Below are 18,019 nucleotides of genomic sequence, written 5' to 3'. Positions count from 1 at the left end.
TCACTCGATGATCACGAGAGGCTCGCCGTATTCGACCGGGCTCGCATCGTCGATAACGATCTCGACGACCTTGCCGGACTTGGGCGAGGGGATCTGGTTCATGGTCTTCATCGCTTCGATGATCAGCAGTGTCTGGCCTTCCTTGACCATCTGGCCGACTTCGACGAAGGCGCGCGAGCCTGGAGCCGGCGACAGGTAGACGGTGCCGACCATGGGGGCGGTCACGGCATTGGTGAGATCGCGGCCGGCAGGAGCGGCGGGCGCTGCGGCAGCCGGAGCAGCGGCGGGTGCTGCCGGCGCCTGGTAGGCATAGCCCTGCATCTGTTGCGGCATCATCATCGGGGTCCCGTTGCGAGAGACGCGGATGCGCAGGTCGTCCTGCTCCACTTCGATCTCGGTGAGATCGGTGTCGTTGAGGATGTTTGCGAGATCGCGGATCAGCTTCTGATCGATGCCCGATTTCTTTTCAGCCATGGGTGAATGTCCTGTATTCTTGTTATTGCGTGATGGTTTTCAGCGCCTGAAGCGCCAGGATGTAGCTTTGAGGTCCGAAACCGCAGATGACGCCTTTGCAGGCGGGCGCTATCATCGATTTGTGGCGGAATTCCTCGCGTGCGTGCACGTTGGAAATATGCACCTCGATGACAGGGATCGGCGAGATTGCGCGGATCGCGTCATGCAGCGCAACCGAGGTATGCGTATAGGCGCCGGCATTGAACGCGACGCCCAAAGCCTTGTCGGCGGCCTCATGCAGCCAGTCGACGAGGATGCCCTCGTGATTGGACTGGCGGAAGTCGATGGTCAGGCCGAGCTCGGCACCGGCGACCTTGCAGTCGGCCTCGATGTCGGCGAGCGTCTTGCCGCCATAAATCCCGGGTTCCCGCTTTCCCAGCATGTTGAGATTGGGGCCGTTCAGCACGAAAATGGTTTTGCTCATCTACGCTTCCGTCGACTTTCAACCGCCTCCTATAGACCGAGAGGCCCTGTAGGGAAAGCCCTTTGCCGTGATCGCGCCAAACCGTCCCCGGAAAACCGGGGAAGGGTTAAGATCGGAGGGGGAGGCGGGACCTTTCTGTCTCAGCAGGTCGCCTTGCCGCAGGCGCGAATATTGGCGACCTTGGCCTCGATGGCCTCTTTCCCGACGGCGCCCGGAACGGTCTCGTTGCCGATCACATATGATGGGGTTCCGGTGATCCCGAGGCTGGTCGCCAGCTGATAGGCTTCCTGCACCTGTTCGGAGTTCGGGCTCTCGCTCATCTTGGCGCGGATCGCGTCTTCCTTGATGCCGAGCTCGCCGGCGATCGCGATCGCGCTCTCTTCCGTGGCGCGGCCGTCCTGGGTCATCATGGCACGGAAGAAAGCGCCGTAATTGTCGGGCGAAAGCTTGCGCACGGCATCCGAGACCTTGTGTGCCGCTTCACTGTCCGGCCCGAGGATCGGGAATTCCTTCAAGACGTAGCGGACATTCTTGTCCTCTTCGATCACGGCTTCCATGTCCGCATGGGCACGGCGGCAATAGCCGCAATTGTAGTCGAAGAACTCGACCACGGTGACGTCACCTTGTGGATTGCCGATGGCGAGGTCATAGGCGGACTTGAAGATCGCATCCTGATTGGTCGAGAGCGCCTCGGCCGAACGCTGCGAGCGGATTTCTTCCTGCTTCTTCTGCAGGGCATCCTGCACTTCGAGCATGATCTCCGGATTCTCGATCAGGTACTCGCGGATGAAGTCGCCGAATTCCTTCTTCTGCGCCTCGTCGAGGGCTGCAGCTGGAAGTGGCAGCAGGGCGGGGAGAAGCGCGATACCGGCGCTGGCGATCATCTTGAAGTTCAGGGCCATGGTGTTCCTCGTCTTGGCTGCCGTCTGTCGTGTCTTCGGCCGTCGGCATTTCACCCCGAGGGCCGGTGCTCGCCGAGCCTAAAGCCTGACGCTTTCATGCGGAATGGCTTTTTTGCACCGCCTTGTCCAGCCTCTCCATTGTGATGCCACGCTCTTTGCGGCAAATGTCTGGCATGTGACCGAGGAGCCTTCCGTTGATTTCCATTTCCAAGCGCAGTGCCGTCGAACCCTTCCACGCCATGGACATCTTGGCGGAGGCCACCCGCAGGCGGCAGGAAGGGCGCCCGGTGATCTCCATGGCTGTCGGCCAGCCCGGCCATCCGGCGCCCCAGGCAGCACTCGAAGCTGCCCGCCAGGCGCTGGAAATCGGCCGCATCGGTTATACGGATGCGCTGGGCATGACGGCCCTGCGGCAGGCGCTCGCCGAAGAATACCGCCGCCGGCACGATGTCTCGGTCGACTGGAACCGCATCGTCGTCACCACAGGCTCGTCGGCCGGTTTCAACCTCGCCTTCCTGTCCCTCTTCGACGTCGGCGATGCCGTGGCGATCGCAAGGCCCGGCTATCCCGCCTATCGCAGCATCCTTTCAGCGCTTGGCCTGAAGGTCATAGAAGTCGCCGTCGGCCCCGAAACCGGTTATACGCTGACACCGGAAAGCCTGGAGCGTGCCCAAGCGGAAGCCGGTGTCCGTCTCAAGGGCGTGCTGCTCGCCAGTCCCGCTAACCCGACCGGCACCGTGACGAGCAAGGCGCAGCTCAAGGCCGTCTACGATTATTGCCAGGGTGAGGGGATTACGCTGATCTCCGACGAGATCTATCACGGCCTGACCTATGGCTCGGAAGAGGCAACGGCATTGGAGATTGGCGATGACGCCGTCATCATCAATTCCTTCTCCAAATATTACTGCATGACCGGCTGGCGCATCGGCTGGATGGTGCTGCCGCAAGAGCTTGTCCGCCCCGTCGAATGCGTCGCCCAGAGCCTTTATATCTCCGCCCCGGAACTCTCGCAGATCGCAGCGCTTGCGGCATTGAGCGCAACCGACGAATTGGAGCACTACAAGGCCGCCTGCCGGGCCAACCGCGACTTCCTGATGGCCCGCCTGCCGCAGATCGGCCTGCCGCTGCTCTCGCCGATGGACGGCGCCTTCTACGCCTATGTCGATGCGACGCGGTTCACCAACGACAGCATGGGATTTGCCAGGCGCATCCTCGCTGAAACGGATGTGGCAGTCACACCCGGCCGCGACTTCGACCCGATGGAAGGTCATCTGGCGCTCAGGTTGTCCTATGCCGGCACCATGGCTGAAATGGTCGAGGCGACCGATCGGCTGGAAAATTGGCTCCCGAAAAGCGCTTAGGCATTGAGCGAAATGGATTCGCGATCAACGACTTCGCGCAAGTTTCTGAATCAGAGTGAGAGCCAGCTGATTCAGTCTCTGAAGTTGGTGGCCTGAAAAGAAAGGGGAGCCGGTCATGACAATCAAGCGGATCAGCGCGCTCGTCACGGCTCCTGATATCGAGACCGAACGCACGCGCCTGCGGGCGCACCGCCTCGAAGATTTCGAGCCGATGCTTGCCATGTGGCAGGACGAGGCCATCTACCGCCACATCCTGGGCCGCCCCTCGACAGGCAGCGAGACATGGTCCCGGCTTCTCCGCTATATCGGCCACTGGTCGGCCCTCGGCTTCGGCTATTGGGTGATCGAGGAGCGGCAGACCGGCCTCTATCTCGGAGAAGCAGGCTTCGCGGATTTCCGTCGCGATATGGATCCACCGCTCGGGCAGGCACCCGAAGCCGGCTGGGCGCTCGTATCATCCGCCCATGGACGAGGCCTCGCGACCGAGGTCATGCTGGCCCGCCCATGCCTGGATGGACGCGCACAATCCCCATGACCAAACCGTCTGCATCCTGTCGCCCGAACACCGCATCTCGCACCGCGTTGCCGAGAAGTGCGGCTATCACCACGCCTACGACACCACCTTCGCCGGCGGCCCGACATCGGTGATGAAGCGGGTCGGCAATCTCTCCTGATCCAGGGAGTGCAGAATCAAAAAAAAGGGCCCCTTCGAGGGCCCTTTCTGCATTCAATCAGAACCTGGTGGTTCTCAGAAGAAGCCACCGCGCTTCTGCCACCAGCCGCCCTTCTTGGGCTTGCCGTCGGTGCTCTCTTCAGCGCCCTTGGCCGAGGTCACGACCGGCTCCGAGGAGGTCACGTTGGACTCGCGATTGGCGCGGGCCGGCTTGGCTTCTTCGACAACTGAGGCAGGGGCAGCTGCGGGGGCTGGAACCGGAGCAGGGGTAGCGGCCACCGGTTCGGCAGCAGGTGCCTCATCGACCGCAACTTCGGCAACAGTCTCGACCGTTGCGGCAGCAACGGGCGCCACTTCGGCGGCAACCTCGGGCTCTGCGACGGCCTTTGCCTTGCGCGTCCGGCGCGGCTTGGGCTTGTCCGCTTCCGGAGCCTCCACCACGACTGCGACGGGTTCCGGCTGAGCTACCACAGCTTCGGCGGCTACGGCATCGTCCGACTGGTCGTCGGCTTCATCGCCATCACCTTCGTCGCCGGTCTCGTCCGAGCCTTCCATCGAGCCTTCTTCGCCCGGACGATTGCGACGGCCACCGCGCTTGCCCCGACGGCGGCGCTTGCGCTTCTGGGCGTCGTCGCCATTGGCGTCGCCGGTGGTCTCGGTTGCGCGGAGTTCTTCCGAACCTTCAGCCGAATCGTCCTCGCCCTCGTCACCATCCTCGTCGTCGAGATCGGCGCCGTTGTCGCCGGCCTGCATTTCACCCTGCGGCCCAGTACCGTTCTGGCCGTTCTTGCCACGACGGCGACGGCGACGCTTGCGCTTGCGGTTGCCGTCATCGGCATCGGCGCGTGCCGCCTGCGGGGCGCTCTCGGCCTTGGCAGCGACGACGACGATCTCTTCCTCGTCTTCCTCTTCCGGCTCCGGAATGTAGTCGTCTTCCTCCTCGATCTCGGGCAGGAGCGACATCAGGCTTTCGATCTTCACCGGGTTCTCGACGGCTTCGCCGCGTTCGATGGTGAAGTGCTGTGCGCCGCCATGCTGGGCCGGCATGCCGCCATCGATGACGATCGAGACGCCGAAGCGGCCTTCGTAATCGACGATGGTGTCACGCTTCTGGTTGAGGAGGTAGAGCGCCGTTTCCGGCGTCGAATGCACGACGATGTCGTGGGTGGTGCTTTTGAGCAGGAATTCCTCGATGCCGCGCAGGACATGCAGGGCAACGGAGGACTGCGAGCGAACGAGGCCCGTGCCGGCGCAATGCGGGCAGACCTGGGTCGTCGATTCCAGCACCGAGGCGCGAATGCGCTGGCGCGACATTTCGAGCAGGCCGAAATGCGAGATCCGCCCGACCTGGATGCGGGCGCGGTCGTTTTTCAGGCAATCCTTCAGCTTCTTCTCGACAGCGCGGTTGTTGCGCTTTTCTTCCATGTCGATGAAGTCGATGACGATCAGGCCGGCAAGGTCGCGCAGGCGCAGCTGGCGCGCCACTTCCTCGGCCGCTTCCAGGTTCGTCTGGAGGGCCGTGTCCTCGATCGAGTATTCGCGGGTCGAACGACCGGAGTTGACGTCGATCGAAACGAGAGCTTCGGTCTGGTTGAGGATGATGTAGCCGCCGGACTTCAGCGTCACCTGCGGCTGCAGCATCTTGTCGAGCTGGGCTTCGATGCCCGAGCGCGCAAAGATCGGATGCAGGTCGCGATAGGGCTGAACCACCTTGGCATGGCTCGGCATCAGCATCTTCATGAAGTCTTTCGCTTCACGATAGCCTTCTTCGCCCGAGACGATGATCTCGGAAATGTCCTTGTTGTAGAGGTCGCGGATCGAGCGCTTGATCAGCGATCCCTCTTCATAGACCAGGCACGGCGCAGTCGAAGCGAGCGTCAGCGTGCGGACGTTCTCCCACAGGCGCATCAGATATTCGAAGTCGCGCTTGATTTCGACCTTGGTGCGATTGGCACCGGCGGTGCGCAGGATCACGCCCATGCCCTGCGGCACTTCGAGACCACGGGCTATTTCCTTCAGCCGCTTGCGGTCTGTCGGCTGGGTGATCTTGCGGGAGATGCCGCCGCCACGCGCCGTGTTCGGCATCAGGACCGAGTAACGGCCAGCGAGCGACAGATAGGTGGTAAGCGCTGCACCCTTGTTGCCGCGTTCTTCCTTGGCGACCTGCACCAGCAGGATCTGCCGGCGCTTGATCACTTCCTGAATGCGGTACTGCTTGCGCGGCTTGCGCTGAACGCGATCCGGAACCTCTTCCATGGCGTCTTCTGCGCCAACGGATTCGATCTCTTCCTTTTCCTCGATGTGATCGTCGTCATCATCGTCGCCGTCATCATCGTCACGACGGCCGCCGCGGCGTCCACCGGCTTCCTCGGAAATTTCGTCCATGTCGACCATGGCAGCGATCGTGCCACCCTCGACGTCGTCTGAACCTTCGCCGCCGTCCTCGGCAGGGGCCTCTTCGGCGACGGCCTTCTTGGCGCGCGGCTTGCGAACGCGCTTCGGCTTGGCCTTGGCGGCTGGCTGCTCGGCGGCAGCCTCGGTGTCGCCTTCGACAGCCGCAGCCGCGGCCACGTCTGCATCGGCTTCGGCTGCGAGTTCGGCCGCGACGTCATCGACGATGGCAGAAGCGACGGAGGAGGTGGTGTTGATCCCGATGTCGGGCTGATCCTGCTCGGCAGGATCATTGCTCACGATCTCGTCGCCCTCGACGTCGTTTTCCTTGCGGTGCTCTTCGGCTTCCGCACGAAGCAGCGCCTGACGGTCGGCAAGCGGGATCTGGTAGTAGTCGGGATGGATTTCGGCGAAGGCCAGGAAGCCGTGGCGGTTGCCGCCGTAATCGACGAAAGCGGCCTGCAGCGAGGGCTCGACCCTCGTTACCTTCGCCAGATAGATATTGCCCCGGATCTGCTTCTTGTGTTGGGATTCGAAGTCGAATTCTTCAATGCGGTTACCACGAACGACGACAACGCGCGTCTCTTCTTCGTGAGACGCGTCGATAAGCATTTTGTCTGCCATTTAAGCTGTGCTCCTCGGCGCCCTCGGTCGGTGGTCCACCCGCGCGCTGTACTTTGAAGCGGCTGGAACCTAGCGGACTGTGCGCCGGATATAGATGTGAGCGCACGGGGGACCGGGTTTGCAGCATACGGACGGACAACGGGGCTCTTTCCGATCCCGGTCCGTTCCTGGTTATGTCAACCTGCTGCAAAGACATCAAATACCGTACGTCAACGACAATGATATGGACCCCTCGGGATCCGATGAATGCTCGGTGAAGAGCTGTTGGTGGATAGCCACCGATGAAGTGCCGACCGTGTCGGCGTGTTGAACCAGTTTCAGGAAAAAAATGCGGAGACGGCAGATGAATGTCCGGTCGAACAGGCGCCAAATCCATTGTCTGAGGTTGGCAGCCGTGGGCGGAAATTCTATCCCGTTTGCACTTTTATCCCTCGTTTGCCTTGTATGTATTCTACGTCACAATAGCAAGAGCAAACGGATTTATGCCATAATGGCAGTCGATTAGAGGACTTGTCTCGTTCTGCGTGATTCCGATGGGAAAAGCGGTTTTGAACCGCAATTTCGACTGTCATCGGGCCAGCACGGCGAGGCATGCGGCGGACAATCTGACAAAATGGCGCGATGTGCGGCTTGTGATTTGTGTCACAGTTTTGTCGCAGTCATGACGGGGGCAGGATTTGAGAAGAGCTTTGGCGCTGTCGGCGGGGCAAAAACTCGCGCTTAGGGGCCGAATCGTTCTGGCATTGGCCGTGCTGGCGGGACCCTTGTCCCTGACCCCGCTGTCGTTTGTGCCGAACGTTGCCCATGCCGTGACCGCCGATATGCCGGCTGACCGATTGGTCGCCTTTGCTGCCCGCATCGCCGGTGACGACGCGCGAACACGCATCGTTCTCGACTTTGACCGCGCCCCGACCATCGAGACCCGTTATATCGCCAATCCGGATCGCATCGTCATCGATCTGCCGGCAACGGCCTTCGCCTTTGCCGAGGCGGACCTGAAGGCGACCGGCCTGTTCAGCGACATACGCTACGGATCGATGGATGCGGCCTCGGCCCGTCTTGTCCTCACCGCGGCCCGCCCCGCGCGGCTCGCAGCTGCGGATATCATGCCCAATGAGGACGGTAATGGCTTTCGCCTGGTCCTGGATGCCGAACTCGTGCCCGAGCAGGAGTTTGCAGCTCTCGTTTCAGGCCAGGCATGGGCGCCCACGCAATCCGATACCGCCACGACCGCGACGGTGCCCGTCGCCGCCGCCGCGATAGACGAATTCGTCATCGCGATCGATGCGGGCCATGGTGGCATCGATGCCGGCGCGACGGGTGCATCCACCAAGACGTCGGAAAAAGATATCACGCTCGCCTTTGCCAAGATCCTCAACGAGAAACTCAAGGGTCTGCCCGGCATTCGTTCTGTCATGACGCGCGACACCGACAAGTTCCTGTCGCTCTCCGAACGTGTGCTTATCGCCCGGCAGAAGGGGGCCGATCTCCTGATCTCCCTTCATGCCGACACGCTGCGCCAGGCCGACATTCGCGGCGCGACCATCTACACGATTTCCGACAAGGCGTCCGACCATATGGCGGCGCAGCTCGCCGAGCGTGAGAACTTTTCCGATACGATCGGTGGCGTCGAACTGCCGACCGAAACCGAGCCGGAGGTCGGCGACATCCTGCTCGACCTGACCCGGCGCGAGACCCAGGCTTTCTCGATCGCCATGGCGCAGTCCGTGGTCGGCTCCTTCCAGGGGCAGATCTCGCTGATCAACAATCCTCACCGACATGCCGGCTTCCGTGTTCTCCAGGCGCCGGACGTGCCTTCGGTCTTGCTTGAGCTCGGCTTCCTCTCCAACAAGGATGACGAGAAACTCTTGCTCGACCCCGTCTGGCGGGAAAGGGTGGCGGATCTGCTGGTCGAGGCGATCAAGAACTATCGCCAGCCGCAGCTCGCCAATGGCGGTTAGGTCACATCTTCCCAGGAAGCTGTGATCGAGCTGCGCTTACCGTGCTAACGGCCCTATTTTCCTCACATTGTGCCCGTTACTCGGGGAAATCGCACAAGCTGGACCATTGTCGAATCGCCGCGCTTGTGCAGGAAATCGGCACGTCTTGCCATCCATGGCACGACGTGCAAAACGCCACAGGGTGTGCGAAGCTCGTCGCGGCGCGCGAAACCTGAAGCAGAGCCGGTAGCGGAAACATGATCAGACTGATTGGATATCTCTTCGGATTGGCGTCCGTGCTGGCGCTCGGCGTCGCGGCCGTCGTCGCCGTCTATCTGATGGGGGTGACCAAGGACCTGCCCAACTACGAGGTTCTGGCGAGCTACGCGCCGCCGGTCACGACGCGCATCCATGCCGGCAACGGTGCGCTGGTGGCTGAATATGCCCGCGAGCGCCGCCTCTTCTTGCCGATCCAGGCAATCCCGGACCGTGTCAAAGCAGCCTTCCTCTCGGCCGAAGACAAGAACTTCTACAATCACCCGGGCGTCGATATCTACGGCCTCGGTCGCGCCATCCTGGTCAACGTCCAGAACCTCGGTTCCGGCCGCCGTCCGGTCGGCGCCTCGACGATCACCCAGCAGGTGGCCAAGAACTTCCTCCTGTCTTCCGACCAGACCATGGACCGCAAGATCAAGGAAGCGATCCTCTCCTTCCGCATCGAGCAGGCCTATTCCAAGGACAAGATCCTCGAGCTCTATCTGAACGAGATTTTCTTCGGCCTGAATGCATACGGCATCGCCGGCGCGGCACTCACCTATTTCGACAAGTCCGTCACGGAACTCACGATCGCCGAGACCGCCTATCTCGCGGCACTGCCCAAGGGGCCAAACAACTATCATCCTTTCCGCCGCACCGAAGCGGCCCTCGAGCGCCGCAACTGGGTCATCGATCGCATGGTCGAGAACGGCTTTGTCGCCCGCGAAGAAGCCGAGGATGCCAAGCAGCAGCCCCTCGGCGTCAATCTGCGCCGCTCCGGTTCGTCGCTTTTTGCCTCTGATTACTTTGCCGAGGAAGTCCGCCGCCAGATCATCGAGAAATATGGAGACAAGTCGCTCTATGAAGGCGGCCTTTCTGTCCGGACCTCGCTCGATCCCCAGATGCAGATCGCGGCCCGCAAGGCGTTGCAGTCGGCACTTCTCACCTATGACCAGCGTCGTGGGTTCCGCGGTCCGATCAAGCAGATCCCGCTGGAGGGTGACTGGGGCGTTCCACTGGCCGAAATCCCTGGTCTCGCCGACGTGCCAGAGTGGAAAGTAGCCGTCGTGCTCGACGTGGCGGCAGACGGCGTCGACATCGGCCTGCAGCCGGCCAAGGAGGCGGGCGGCAGGGTGTTCGCCGACCGTGACCGCGGCCGTATTGCACCCGACGACATGGAATGGGCCTATCGCGCCGCAACAGGCGACCGCAAGTCCACCAAGTCGCCCGTCGGGGTGTTGAACCCGGGTGACGTGGTCTACGTCGAAGCCAAGGAAGAGGGAACGAGCGCCTATCGTCTTCGGCAGCTTCCGAAGGTTCAGGGCGGCCTTGTCGCCATGGATCCGCATACCGGTCGCGTTCTGGCCATTTCCGGCGGCTTCTCCTATGCCCAGTCGGAATTCAACCGCGCGACCCAGGCGATGCGCCAGCCCGGCTCGTCCTTCAAGCCCTTCGTCTACGCAGCCGCCCTCGACACCGGTTACACGCCCGCTTCCGTCATTCTCGATGCCCCTGTCGAGTTCGTCTCCGGTGGCCAGGTCTGGCGTCCGCAAAACTACGGCGGCGGCTCTGCCGGCCCTCAGACGCTTCGTCTCGGCATCGAGAAGTCGCGTAACCTGATGACCGTGCGCCTCGCCAACGACATGGGCATGAACCTGGTGGCGGAATATGCCGAACGCTTCGGGATCTATAACAAGATGAATCCGGTTCTCGCCATGTCGCTCGGCTCTGGAGAGACTACGGTGTTGCGCATGGTGTCGGCCTACGCCGTGTTCGCCAATGGCGGTAAGCAGGTCAAGCCGACGCTGATCGACCGTATCCAGGACCGTCACGGCAAGACGATCTTCCGCCACGAGGACCGGATCTGCGAGGCCTGCAATGCCGAGACCTTCAACGGGCAGGAAGAGCCGACCGTCGTCGACAACCGCGAGCAGGTCCTCGATCCGATGACCGCCTATCAGATCACCTCGATGATGGAAGGCGTCGTCACGCGCGGAACGGCCGCCGGCAAGATCAAGCTCGATCGCCCGGTCGCCGGCAAGACCGGCACATCGAATGATGAAAAGGATGCCTGGTTCGTCGGTTACACGCCCGACCTCGTCGCTGGTGTTTTCATCGGCTTCGACCAGCCGGCCCCGCTCGGACGTGGCTCGACCGGTGGCTCGCTGGCCGCCCCCGTGTTCAACGAATTCATGCAGATGGCGACGGCCAACACGCCGCCCGGCAAGTTCTTCGTGCCCCAGGGCATGAACTTCATCGCGGTGAACCGGACCACCGGCATGTTCGCCTATGAAGGTGAGCCGGACACGATCATGGAGGCCTTCAAGCCCGGCACCGGCCCGGCCGACACGCTGTCGATCATCGGCATGGACGGCTATGCGCCGCCGGAAGAGATCCTGCGTGATTCGCCGCAGGCCAATCAGGCCGTGACCTCGGGTTCCGGCGGCCTCTTCTAGCCCTCTCCGCACCGTTCCTCGCGACCCGGCTCTTTACATCAGGGCCGGGCGCAACTATGCGAGGGGCCAGATTTTCACCAGTTTCAGAGGTTGAGAACGCAACGCATGCGCAATGAAATCGAGAATGTCGTCGACGAAATCAAGCAGGCCATAAGCCTGCTGAGGAGGCATCTTTGACTGGGACCAGGCGATAAGACGACTGGACTGGTTGAACAACAAGGCAGAGGATCCGAACCTTTGGAACGATGCCCAGGAAGCCCAGAAGCTGATGCGCGAGCGCCAGCAGCTGGATGACAGTATTGCTGGCGTGAAGCGTCTCGAACAGGCGATGAACGACAACATCGAGCTGATCGAGATGGGTGAGGAAGAGGGCGACGAATCGGTCGTCAAGGACGCCGAGGACCAGCTGAAAGCCCTGAAGACCGAAGCCGCCCGCCGCCAGGTGGAGGCCATGCTTTCGGGCGAGGCGGACAGCAACGACACCTATGTCGAAGTCCATTCCGGCGCCGGCGGCACGGAAAGCCAGGACTGGGCCAACATGCTTCTTCGCATGTACACCCGTTGGGCCGAACGCTCGGGCTTCAAGGTCGAGGTGCTGGAAGTGCATGACGGCGAAGAAGCCGGCATCAAGTCCGCGACGATCCTTATCAAGGGCCACAATGCCTATGGCTGGATGAAGACCGAATCGGGCGTGCATCGCCTGGTCCGCATCTCGCCCTATGATTCGAACGCCCGCCGCCACACGTCCTTCTCGTCCATCTGGGTCTATCCGGTCGTCGACGACTCGATCCAGATCGACATCAACGAGAGCGATTGCCGCATCGATACCTTCCGCTCATCGGGCGCCGGTGGCCAGCACGTCAACACCACCGACTCGGCCGTGCGTATCACGCATATTCCGACCGGCATCGCGGTGTCGTGCCAGCAGGAGCGGTCGCAGCACAAGAACAAGGCCAAGGCCTGGGACATGCTGCGTGCGCGGCTCTACGAAGTCGAGCTGAAGAAGCGCGAAGAACTGGCCAATGCCGAAGCCGCCTCCAAGACGGATATCGGCTGGGGCCACCAGATCCGCTCCTACGTGTTGCAGCCCTACCAGCTGGTCAAGGACCTGCGCACAGGCGTCGAAAGCACCGATCCGGACAGCGTCCTGAACGGCGAGCTGAACGAATTCATGGAAGCAGCCCTTGCCCACCGCATCAGCGGCAAGGCTTCGGAAGTCGCCGACATCGATTGATTATATCTGCCATCAGACAGGAAAAAGGCGGAGCGCCGGGCGCTCCGCCTTTTTTTATGCCGATGGATCGCCGATCGTCTCAGTTGCTCGCCCGTTCCACCCGGATGTCGCCGAGCTCGTCGATCAGCACCGTCCATTCCTCGACGCGGTCCGTGTCGGGTGCGGTCTTGAGATAGACGGTGGCAAAGAAGCCAGGCGTGCCGGCGACGCCGCTCATGCTCTCGGGGCGAATGCCCGTCACATAGGGCTTGATGGCCGTGAACTCCTCCAGCTCGACACTTTCCACCAGCCGAAGCCCTTGTTCGCCAGAGGCGATCATCTGCAGATGGATCCGGGCCGTGCGATCCGCCTGCCGAATGGCCACCAGCTTGTAATAGCCGCGCTCGCCGGCAGCCACCTCGGTTTCGGCGCCGGGAACGCCTTCAGGCCCCGATTCCCAGTAACCGCCGCTCATCACGAAGGTGGCGGAGAGGGGCAATTGCCCGATGTCATCGGCCATGATGGGCGTCGAGACGAAGAGAAGAAAGGCGAGGGCGGTCGAAAAACGGGCTTTCATCGGAGCCTCAATCGGAAAACTGTTCGGCAATGATTCGGTCGGACCAGGATCTGTCCGGATCGGAGAGGATTCGCGCGGTCGTGTCCTCAGATTGTGAGATCTCAACCCTCAGCACCGATTTGACCTCCGTATGATCCGCGACCGCATTCACGGGACGCTTTTCCGGCTCCAGCACTTCGAGCACCACCGTCACCTTGTCCGGCAGGAGCGCGCCACGCCAGCGGCGCGGACGGAAGGCGCTGACGGGGGTCAGCGCCAGTAGCGGCGCCTCGAGCGGCAGGATCGGGCCATGGGCGGAGAGATTATAGGCGGTCGATCCGACCGGCGTCGCCACCATCAGCCCGTCGCAGATCAGTTCCTCCAGCCGTACTTTGCCATCGATCACCACCCGCAGTTTGGCTGCCTGGTAGGATTGGCGCAATACCGAGACCTCGTTGATGGCGAGCGCGAAGGAAACCGATCCGTCCGTATTGCTGGTCGTCATCTTCAGGGGGTGAAACTCGTTTTCCACCGCCACTTCGATCCGCTCAGGCAGGCTGTCGGTGGAATAGTCGTTCATCAGGAAGCCGACGGAACCGCGATTCATCCCGTAGATGAGCTTGCCGGTATTCATCGTGTCATGCAGCGTCTGCAGCATGAACCCGTCGCCGCCGAGCGCCACGATGACATCGGCCTCGGCCGGCTCGGTATGGCCGTAGAGCCGAATCAGGTCATTGCGCGAAGCCTGGGCTTCGTCCGTGTTGGAAGCGATGAAGGCGAGCGACCGGAACGTGCGAGACATGGCGAGCCCTGATGAAATGCCGCCCAGTCGTACATGACAAATACCTGTAACCACAAGCCGTTTTGCCCTCGAAACGGTTCGGCTCGCTGCTGTGTGATCAGTGCGCGCGCGCCGTGGAAATTCACCATATCCGCTAACCGTCCGCCGATTTTTTGCTTTACCGCAAACCGATTTCCGCCTAAACACCGCCCACTGCCCTTGTAGCTCAGTTGGTAGAGCACCTGATTTGTAATCAGGGGGTCGCGGGTTCGAACCCTGCCGGGGGCACCATAATTTCAAGCACTTAGCTCTGAAATCGCTCAATTCCATGTCGCGCCATGTTGCAAATGAGAATCGTTGGTTTCCAATGGTTTTCACTGATGCTCGGCGAATCGACGCGACATGAGCGCGACAAGCGGGCTCGGCTGCCGATAAAATTTCGGGATTGAGCCGGAGAGCATCAGAAGGTCGCCGCTCGACGGTTAGGCTTGCGCGCCTCGTCCATTCGAGCGATAGAAAGCCCGGCGGCGACATCAATGAACAACCGGGCCATATGCGGCGGCCCACGAGTGACCGTCCATGCATGCTTACAAGGGAGCCCGGACCCTGTCCGAGTTCGCCGGCCGCAAAATCCATGTCGAATGTCTGAAATGCGAGATCCGGCGTCGTTACAACGGTGACGCGATGATTGCGCGGGTCGGTGGTGGCGTGGTGATGCCGGATTTGCTCAACCGGATTGCTCGCGGCAACGGATGCACCCTGAACGACGCGCCAACGCCGAACGGCATCCGATGTGGGATGCACTACGCCTCTGAAGCCTGATGCTCAGGGCGCTGCACATTCGCCGGTGAAAACCTCGCCCTACGGTAGCCGCCAGGCCGGCGGAAATGGCATAGTTGTCTTCGGCTAGGTTTGACCGGGGGTGGTATCTGCATGGAATTCGGAGATTACATTGTTTACGTCGATGAAAGTGGCGATCACAATTTGGCGACGGTAAATCCTGAATACCCGGTTTTCGTTTTAGCGTTCTGCGTCTTTCGCAAAGCTGACTATGTGAACCTTGTCTGCCCAAGGGTTCAAGCATTCAAGCTTGAATGGTTTGGGCATGATGCATGTGTCCTGCATGAGCGTGAAATCCGCAAAGACTTAGCGCCTTTCGACTTTTTGAAGAGCCGAGAATTGAAAGGTAAATTTCTAGATCAGCTCACATCGATCATCGATGATACGCCGATGACCATCATCCCCACGATCATTCACAAGGATCGTCATAAAAGTCGCTACGCAGATCCGGATAACCCCTACCACCTCGCGCTGCTGTTCTGCATGGAACGGCTAGCGCGCTTTCTCGATGCACGTGATCAGAACGGGAAGATGACGCACATCATTTTTGAGCAACGGGGCGGCAAGGCGGGCGGCGGGGATGAAGACAGAACTCTGGAGTTGGAATTTCGGCGTATCATGGACGGGCAGCACTATCTGGCGCGCCAGGGATTTTCCGGCCTGGAGATGGAGATAATCCCGAAGGCCAGCAACTCCATCGGGCTTCAACTTGCGGATCTGGTCGCACGGCCGATCGGCATCAACCGCATGCGCCCAATGCAGCCAAACCGTTCATTTGACATCATTAAGACGAAATTTATGGGAAGCGAGTTCTTCCCTATGTCGGGGATGAAAGTCTTCCCCTAAAAAGCGAAAGGCCCCGGTGAACCGGAGCCAGACGCCGAACGAGTATCCCCATTCCACTTAGCCTAAATATAATCTTTACTGGCGTGATCTCAAGGTATGGATTTCTAATTTTGGGGTCTTGGTGGGCTAACACGCTGTTTCCGTTCTTCTCAATGGCCCCAGAAAGATCGGGCCTACCCGTTTCCTATTGGGAGACAGGCCGAGAGCTAGGGCCAGTAGCTGTCCTGATCGTAGTTGACCGGGATCGGGTCTGCCGCCTTCAGTGCTCGCTTGGCCTCGTGCAGAACTTGCATGAAGGCTTTGCCGGCGTTGACCAGTTCGATCACCTGGGCTGGCGTCAGATAGTGGTCGCCGTTGTCCCGATCGGTGAGGAACAGAACGGGCGCATTGACGCCTGCTTCCTGGAGATCGCGCGCCGTGTCTTTGAGGGCGAGCAGGACCGTCTGGGTGCGCAGAGACCCTTCGAGCGGCAAACTTCCGTAGCCTGTAATCTCGAAGTCCTTCCCGCGGATTGCGCGTCGATCGTGCTCGGCGTCAACGTCAATCGCGGTCGGCGCCGGAGCAGGTCGCGGGCTGCTTTGCAGGTCTCGATCGGCAGGATCTCCCAGGAAATCGATCTGCACTTCGCGGCCGTCAGCATCCCACCACACCTCGCCTCGATGATCCTCAACCTCCTGCCAGGCATCGTTCGCGAAAACGAGAGCAAACCCTTCAGCCGGTTCGGTCGGAGCCGTCAGCGTGGCTGATGCCGGCACGACCCAACGCCGCTCTTCCATCGGGTCGGCATCGGCATATGACGACCCGACAAACTCACCGGAAGTTGGATGGAAATGAAACACTGTTGGCGCTTCTGACATGGATCAGATCCTCAGAATTTGATTGTGCCGAGAAGGGCGACGTTGCGGGGACGGGTCTCGGAGCCGCCTGAACTACCGGTCTGGGCGCCGTTCGTTGTTGAGCCCGACACTGCGAACCAGTCACCTGTGCCCGATTGGCGGTTGGTGAGGACCTGATAGCGCTGCGTGTGGCTATGGCTCTGAATGTCGTCCGATTGCTGGGAGCCAAAATTACGCCCGCTATCGATCCCGCGACCGTCATCCCATACACGTTCAAACTCCCCACGATTGTCTGGGAGCTTGAACGTCCCGTTGCCATTATCCGCGAAGACAAAGGCTCCTGCCGCCCACGATCCGAGCGTGACGACACGCCCGTTGTGCAGCGCCCAGTTCCAAAGCGGCGCATAAGTGGTTTTGGAGTAACTTCCGCCATTGCGCTTCAGCCAGCCGGTGCGCGGGGTGCTCTGCCCGTCAAGGCGCGGCGCTCCGATGTCGATCGAAGCATAGCCCGTATAGGCCGCGCCGTTGGCGCTGAAAGTCTGCCAGGTCATGATTGCGGCATAGTCAGCATGCCAGATCGGGCCGATATCAGATGATGGTAAGGCCTCGCCACTAGGAAGGATCGCGATTTTCCCAGCTATAAGATCCGTCACGTCTGAAGCCATCTGCCATTTTGGCGCGGCCCGTCGTATCTGCGGAAAGCGCGCCGTCCGCCAGCTTGGCCGTCGTCACAGATCCGTCAGCAATTGCTCCAGACGCAGCACCAAGCGCGACCTGCGCCCAATGATAGGCCGAATAGCCGGGCGTGTTCACGCCGTCGTCGACGAGCGTGTCTTCCCCTTCGGTGGCCCACTGGTTCGCGTAATCGCGGGCCGTCTGCGCTGCGCCTCGGGCCAAGTCCGCTTGTGCCTGGGCAATCTCTGTACTTCCAAGAGCATCGATCGCTGTCTCTGCCGCCCCTGCCGCCACAGAGGCAGACGATGCGGCGGCGGCTTCGCTCGCGGCGGCTGCGAGTTCCGAAGCGGCGGCAGCTTCTGCCGAAGCGAGCGCACCGGCGCCGATTCCTGCGGCCACTTGGGGGCTAAGGCTGTCGACCGTGACGATCCCGTTCTTCAGCGCGCCGTCGTCCCGCCGAACGTCCTTGAGCGCATCGATGGTGCTGTTCACGGACTGTTCGACGTTCTCCAGCTCAATGTTGACCTGGAGGCCGGGCACACCGGGGGTAAAGTTGTAGGCTCGTTGATAGTAGATCGGCGAAGGCATAAATCGCACCACATAAACAACTTCGCGAAGCTCGCGCTGTAAGGCGAGGGATGGGCGAAGGAGTTGATCTCAGCTTCAAAGAAGCAGTGGTGCGGACGCTCGATTTCCGCCATTTACCAGCACAGATACCTTATGTGAATTACGT

At 61.1% G+C, this 18,019-nt stretch carries 17 protein-coding genes and 1 tRNA gene; 9 read left to right on the top strand and 9 right to left on the bottom strand.

The window, feature by feature from the left end:
• From accB to E9677_RS13355, 3 genes are all read right to left on the bottom strand, one after another.
• Complete coding sequence (accB, locus tag E9677_RS13365; protein ID WP_136558570.1) at positions 1-474, bottom strand: acetyl-CoA carboxylase biotin carboxyl carrier protein; 474 nt, start codon at positions 472-474, stop codon at positions 1-3.
• A gap of 22 nt (positions 475-496) precedes the next feature.
• The gene (aroQ, locus tag E9677_RS13360) at positions 497-937 is read right to left on the bottom strand and encodes a type II 3-dehydroquinate dehydratase (protein WP_136558569.1); all 441 of its coding nucleotides are present in this window, start codon (positions 935-937) and stop codon (positions 497-499) included.
• Positions 938-1,077: 140 nt separating this feature from the next.
• A complete protein-coding gene (locus E9677_RS13355) occupies positions 1,078-1,839 on the bottom strand; it encodes a DsbA family protein (protein WP_136558568.1) in 762 nt (253 codons plus the stop codon).
• Positions 1,840-2,033: 194 nt separating this feature from the next.
• Here E9677_RS13355 and E9677_RS13350 point away from each other — a divergent pair, with 194 nt between their 5' ends.
• From E9677_RS13350 to E9677_RS25550, 3 genes are all read left to right on the top strand, one after another.
• Entirely contained in the window at positions 2,034-3,200 is a 1,167-nt protein-coding gene (locus E9677_RS13350) for a pyridoxal phosphate-dependent aminotransferase (protein WP_136558567.1), read from the top strand.
• A gap of 115 nt (positions 3,201-3,315) precedes the next feature.
• Complete coding sequence (locus E9677_RS13345; RefSeq protein WP_235882949.1) at positions 3,316-3,735, top strand: GNAT family N-acetyltransferase; 420 nt, start codon at positions 3,316-3,318, stop codon at positions 3,733-3,735.
• On the top strand, positions 3,713-3,874 hold the full coding sequence (locus E9677_RS25550) for a hypothetical protein (RefSeq protein WP_235882948.1): 162 nt from the start codon (positions 3,713-3,715) through the stop codon (positions 3,872-3,874). Before E9677_RS13345 ends, E9677_RS25550 begins: the two co-directional genes overlap by 23 nt.
• A gap of 74 nt (positions 3,875-3,948) precedes the next feature.
• On the opposite strand, the gene E9677_RS13340 is transcribed toward E9677_RS25550, so the two are convergent.
• Positions 3,949-6,888, bottom strand: a complete 2,940-nt coding sequence (locus E9677_RS13340; protein ID WP_136558566.1) for an Rne/Rng family ribonuclease — start codon at positions 6,886-6,888, stop codon at positions 3,949-3,951.
• A gap of 689 nt (positions 6,889-7,577) precedes the next feature.
• Between E9677_RS13340 and E9677_RS13335 the strand changes: the two genes are divergently transcribed.
• The 3 genes from E9677_RS13335 to prfB all read left to right on the top strand — a co-directional run bounded on the left by E9677_RS13335 (position 7,578) and on the right by prfB (position 12,773).
• Positions 7,578-8,849 (top strand): N-acetylmuramoyl-L-alanine amidase, encoded by a 1,272-nt coding sequence (locus E9677_RS13335; protein ID WP_408014731.1) that lies wholly within the window; start codon positions 7,578-7,580, stop codon positions 8,847-8,849.
• A 236-nt stretch (positions 8,850-9,085) separates the two neighbouring features.
• On the top strand, positions 9,086-11,539 hold the full coding sequence (locus E9677_RS13330; RefSeq protein ID WP_136558565.1) for a penicillin-binding protein 1A: 2,454 nt from the start codon (positions 9,086-9,088) through the stop codon (positions 11,537-11,539).
• A 105-nt stretch (positions 11,540-11,644) separates the two neighbouring features.
• A protein-coding gene (gene prfB / locus E9677_RS13325) for a peptide chain release factor 2 (protein ID WP_168801207.1) occupies positions 11,645-12,773 on the top strand; the annotation gives its coding sequence in 2 pieces (ribosomal slippage) (positions 11,645-11,713 and positions 11,715-12,773; 1,128 coding nt in all).
• A gap of 79 nt (positions 12,774-12,852) precedes the next feature.
• On the opposite strand, the gene E9677_RS13320 is transcribed toward prfB, so the two are convergent.
• Positions 12,853-13,329, bottom strand: coding sequence for a hypothetical protein (locus E9677_RS13320; RefSeq protein ID WP_136558563.1), 477 nt, complete (start codon positions 13,327-13,329; stop codon positions 12,853-12,855).
• Positions 13,330-13,336: 7 nt separating this feature from the next.
• The gene (locus E9677_RS13315) at positions 13,337-14,110 is read right to left on the bottom strand and encodes an NAD kinase (RefSeq protein ID WP_168801206.1); all 774 of its coding nucleotides are present in this window, start codon (positions 14,108-14,110) and stop codon (positions 13,337-13,339) included.
• 194 nt (positions 14,111-14,304) lie between these two features.
• Here E9677_RS13315 and E9677_RS13310 point away from each other — a divergent pair.
• From E9677_RS13310 to E9677_RS13300, 3 genes are all read left to right on the top strand, one after another.
• Positions 14,305-14,380 (top strand) — tRNA-Thr (locus tag E9677_RS13310).
• Positions 14,381-14,668: 288 nt separating this feature from the next.
• Positions 14,669-14,911 (top strand): hypothetical protein, encoded by a 243-nt coding sequence (locus tag E9677_RS13305; RefSeq protein ID WP_136558561.1) that lies wholly within the window; start codon positions 14,669-14,671, stop codon positions 14,909-14,911.
• A 111-nt stretch (positions 14,912-15,022) separates the two neighbouring features.
• The gene (locus E9677_RS13300; protein ID WP_136558560.1) at positions 15,023-15,775 is read left to right on the top strand and encodes a DUF3800 domain-containing protein; all 753 of its coding nucleotides are present in this window, start codon (positions 15,023-15,025) and stop codon (positions 15,773-15,775) included.
• Between the two features lie 206 nt (positions 15,776-15,981).
• Here E9677_RS13300 and E9677_RS13295 read toward each other — a convergent pair whose 3' ends face one another.
• The 3 genes from E9677_RS13295 to E9677_RS13285 form a co-directional block, all read right to left on the bottom strand.
• Entirely contained in the window at positions 15,982-16,632 is a 651-nt protein-coding gene (locus E9677_RS13295; protein WP_136558559.1) for a DUF4376 domain-containing protein, read from the bottom strand.
• 11 nt (positions 16,633-16,643) lie between these two features.
• Positions 16,644-17,162, bottom strand: coding sequence for a phage tail protein (locus E9677_RS13290; RefSeq protein WP_136558558.1), 519 nt, complete (start codon positions 17,160-17,162; stop codon positions 16,644-16,646).
• Between the two features lie 61 nt (positions 17,163-17,223).
• On the bottom strand, positions 17,224-17,874 hold the full coding sequence (locus E9677_RS13285; protein WP_136558557.1) for a hypothetical protein: 651 nt from the start codon (positions 17,872-17,874) through the stop codon (positions 17,224-17,226).
• Positions 17,875-18,019: the final 145 nt, after the last annotated feature.

It is taken from the genome of Peteryoungia rhizophila, assembly GCF_004912145.1.
Classification (GTDB): domain Bacteria; phylum Pseudomonadota; class Alphaproteobacteria; order Rhizobiales; family Rhizobiaceae; genus Allorhizobium; species Allorhizobium rhizophilum.
The sequence above is the reverse complement of the archived record's forward strand: the minus strand, read 5'-3'. Positions and strand labels throughout refer to the sequence as shown.

Excerpts from the sequence above, each read along its gene's own strand:
- accB (WP_136558570.1), bottom strand. The coding sequence starts at position 474 with ATGGCTGAAAAGAAATCGGGCATCGATCAGAAGCTGATCCGCGATCTC.
- aroQ (WP_136558569.1), bottom strand. The coding sequence starts at position 937 with ATGAGCAAAACCATTTTCGTGCTGAACGGCCCCAATCTCAACATGCTG.
- E9677_RS13355 (WP_136558568.1), bottom strand. The coding sequence starts at position 1,839 with ATGGCCCTGAACTTCAAGATGATCGCCAGCGCCGGTATCGCGCTTCTC.
- E9677_RS13345 (WP_235882949.1), top strand. The coding sequence starts at position 3,316 with ATGACAATCAAGCGGATCAGCGCGCTCGTCACGGCTCCTGATATCGAG.
- E9677_RS25550 (WP_235882948.1), top strand. The coding sequence starts at position 3,713 with ATGGACGCGCACAATCCCCATGACCAAACCGTCTGCATCCTGTCGCCC.
- E9677_RS13340 (WP_136558566.1), bottom strand. The coding sequence starts at position 6,888 with ATGGCAGACAAAATGCTTATCGACGCGTCTCACGAAGAAGAGACGCGC.
- E9677_RS13330 (WP_136558565.1), top strand. The coding sequence starts at position 9,086 with ATGATCAGACTGATTGGATATCTCTTCGGATTGGCGTCCGTGCTGGCG.
- E9677_RS13320 (WP_136558563.1), bottom strand. The coding sequence starts at position 13,329 with ATGAAAGCCCGTTTTTCGACCGCCCTCGCCTTTCTTCTCTTCGTCTCG.
- E9677_RS13315 (WP_168801206.1), bottom strand. The coding sequence starts at position 14,110 with ATGTCTCGCACGTTCCGGTCGCTCGCCTTCATCGCTTCCAACACGGAC.
- E9677_RS13305 (WP_136558561.1), top strand. The coding sequence starts at position 14,669 with ATGCATGCTTACAAGGGAGCCCGGACCCTGTCCGAGTTCGCCGGCCGC.
- E9677_RS13300 (WP_136558560.1), top strand. The coding sequence starts at position 15,023 with ATGGAATTCGGAGATTACATTGTTTACGTCGATGAAAGTGGCGATCAC.
- E9677_RS13295 (WP_136558559.1), bottom strand. The coding sequence starts at position 16,632 with ATGTCAGAAGCGCCAACAGTGTTTCATTTCCATCCAACTTCCGGTGAG.
- E9677_RS13290 (WP_136558558.1), bottom strand. The coding sequence starts at position 17,162 with ATGACCTGGCAGACTTTCAGCGCCAACGGCGCGGCCTATACGGGCTAT.
- E9677_RS13285 (WP_136558557.1), bottom strand. The coding sequence starts at position 17,874 with ATGCCTTCGCCGATCTACTATCAACGAGCCTACAACTTTACCCCCGGT.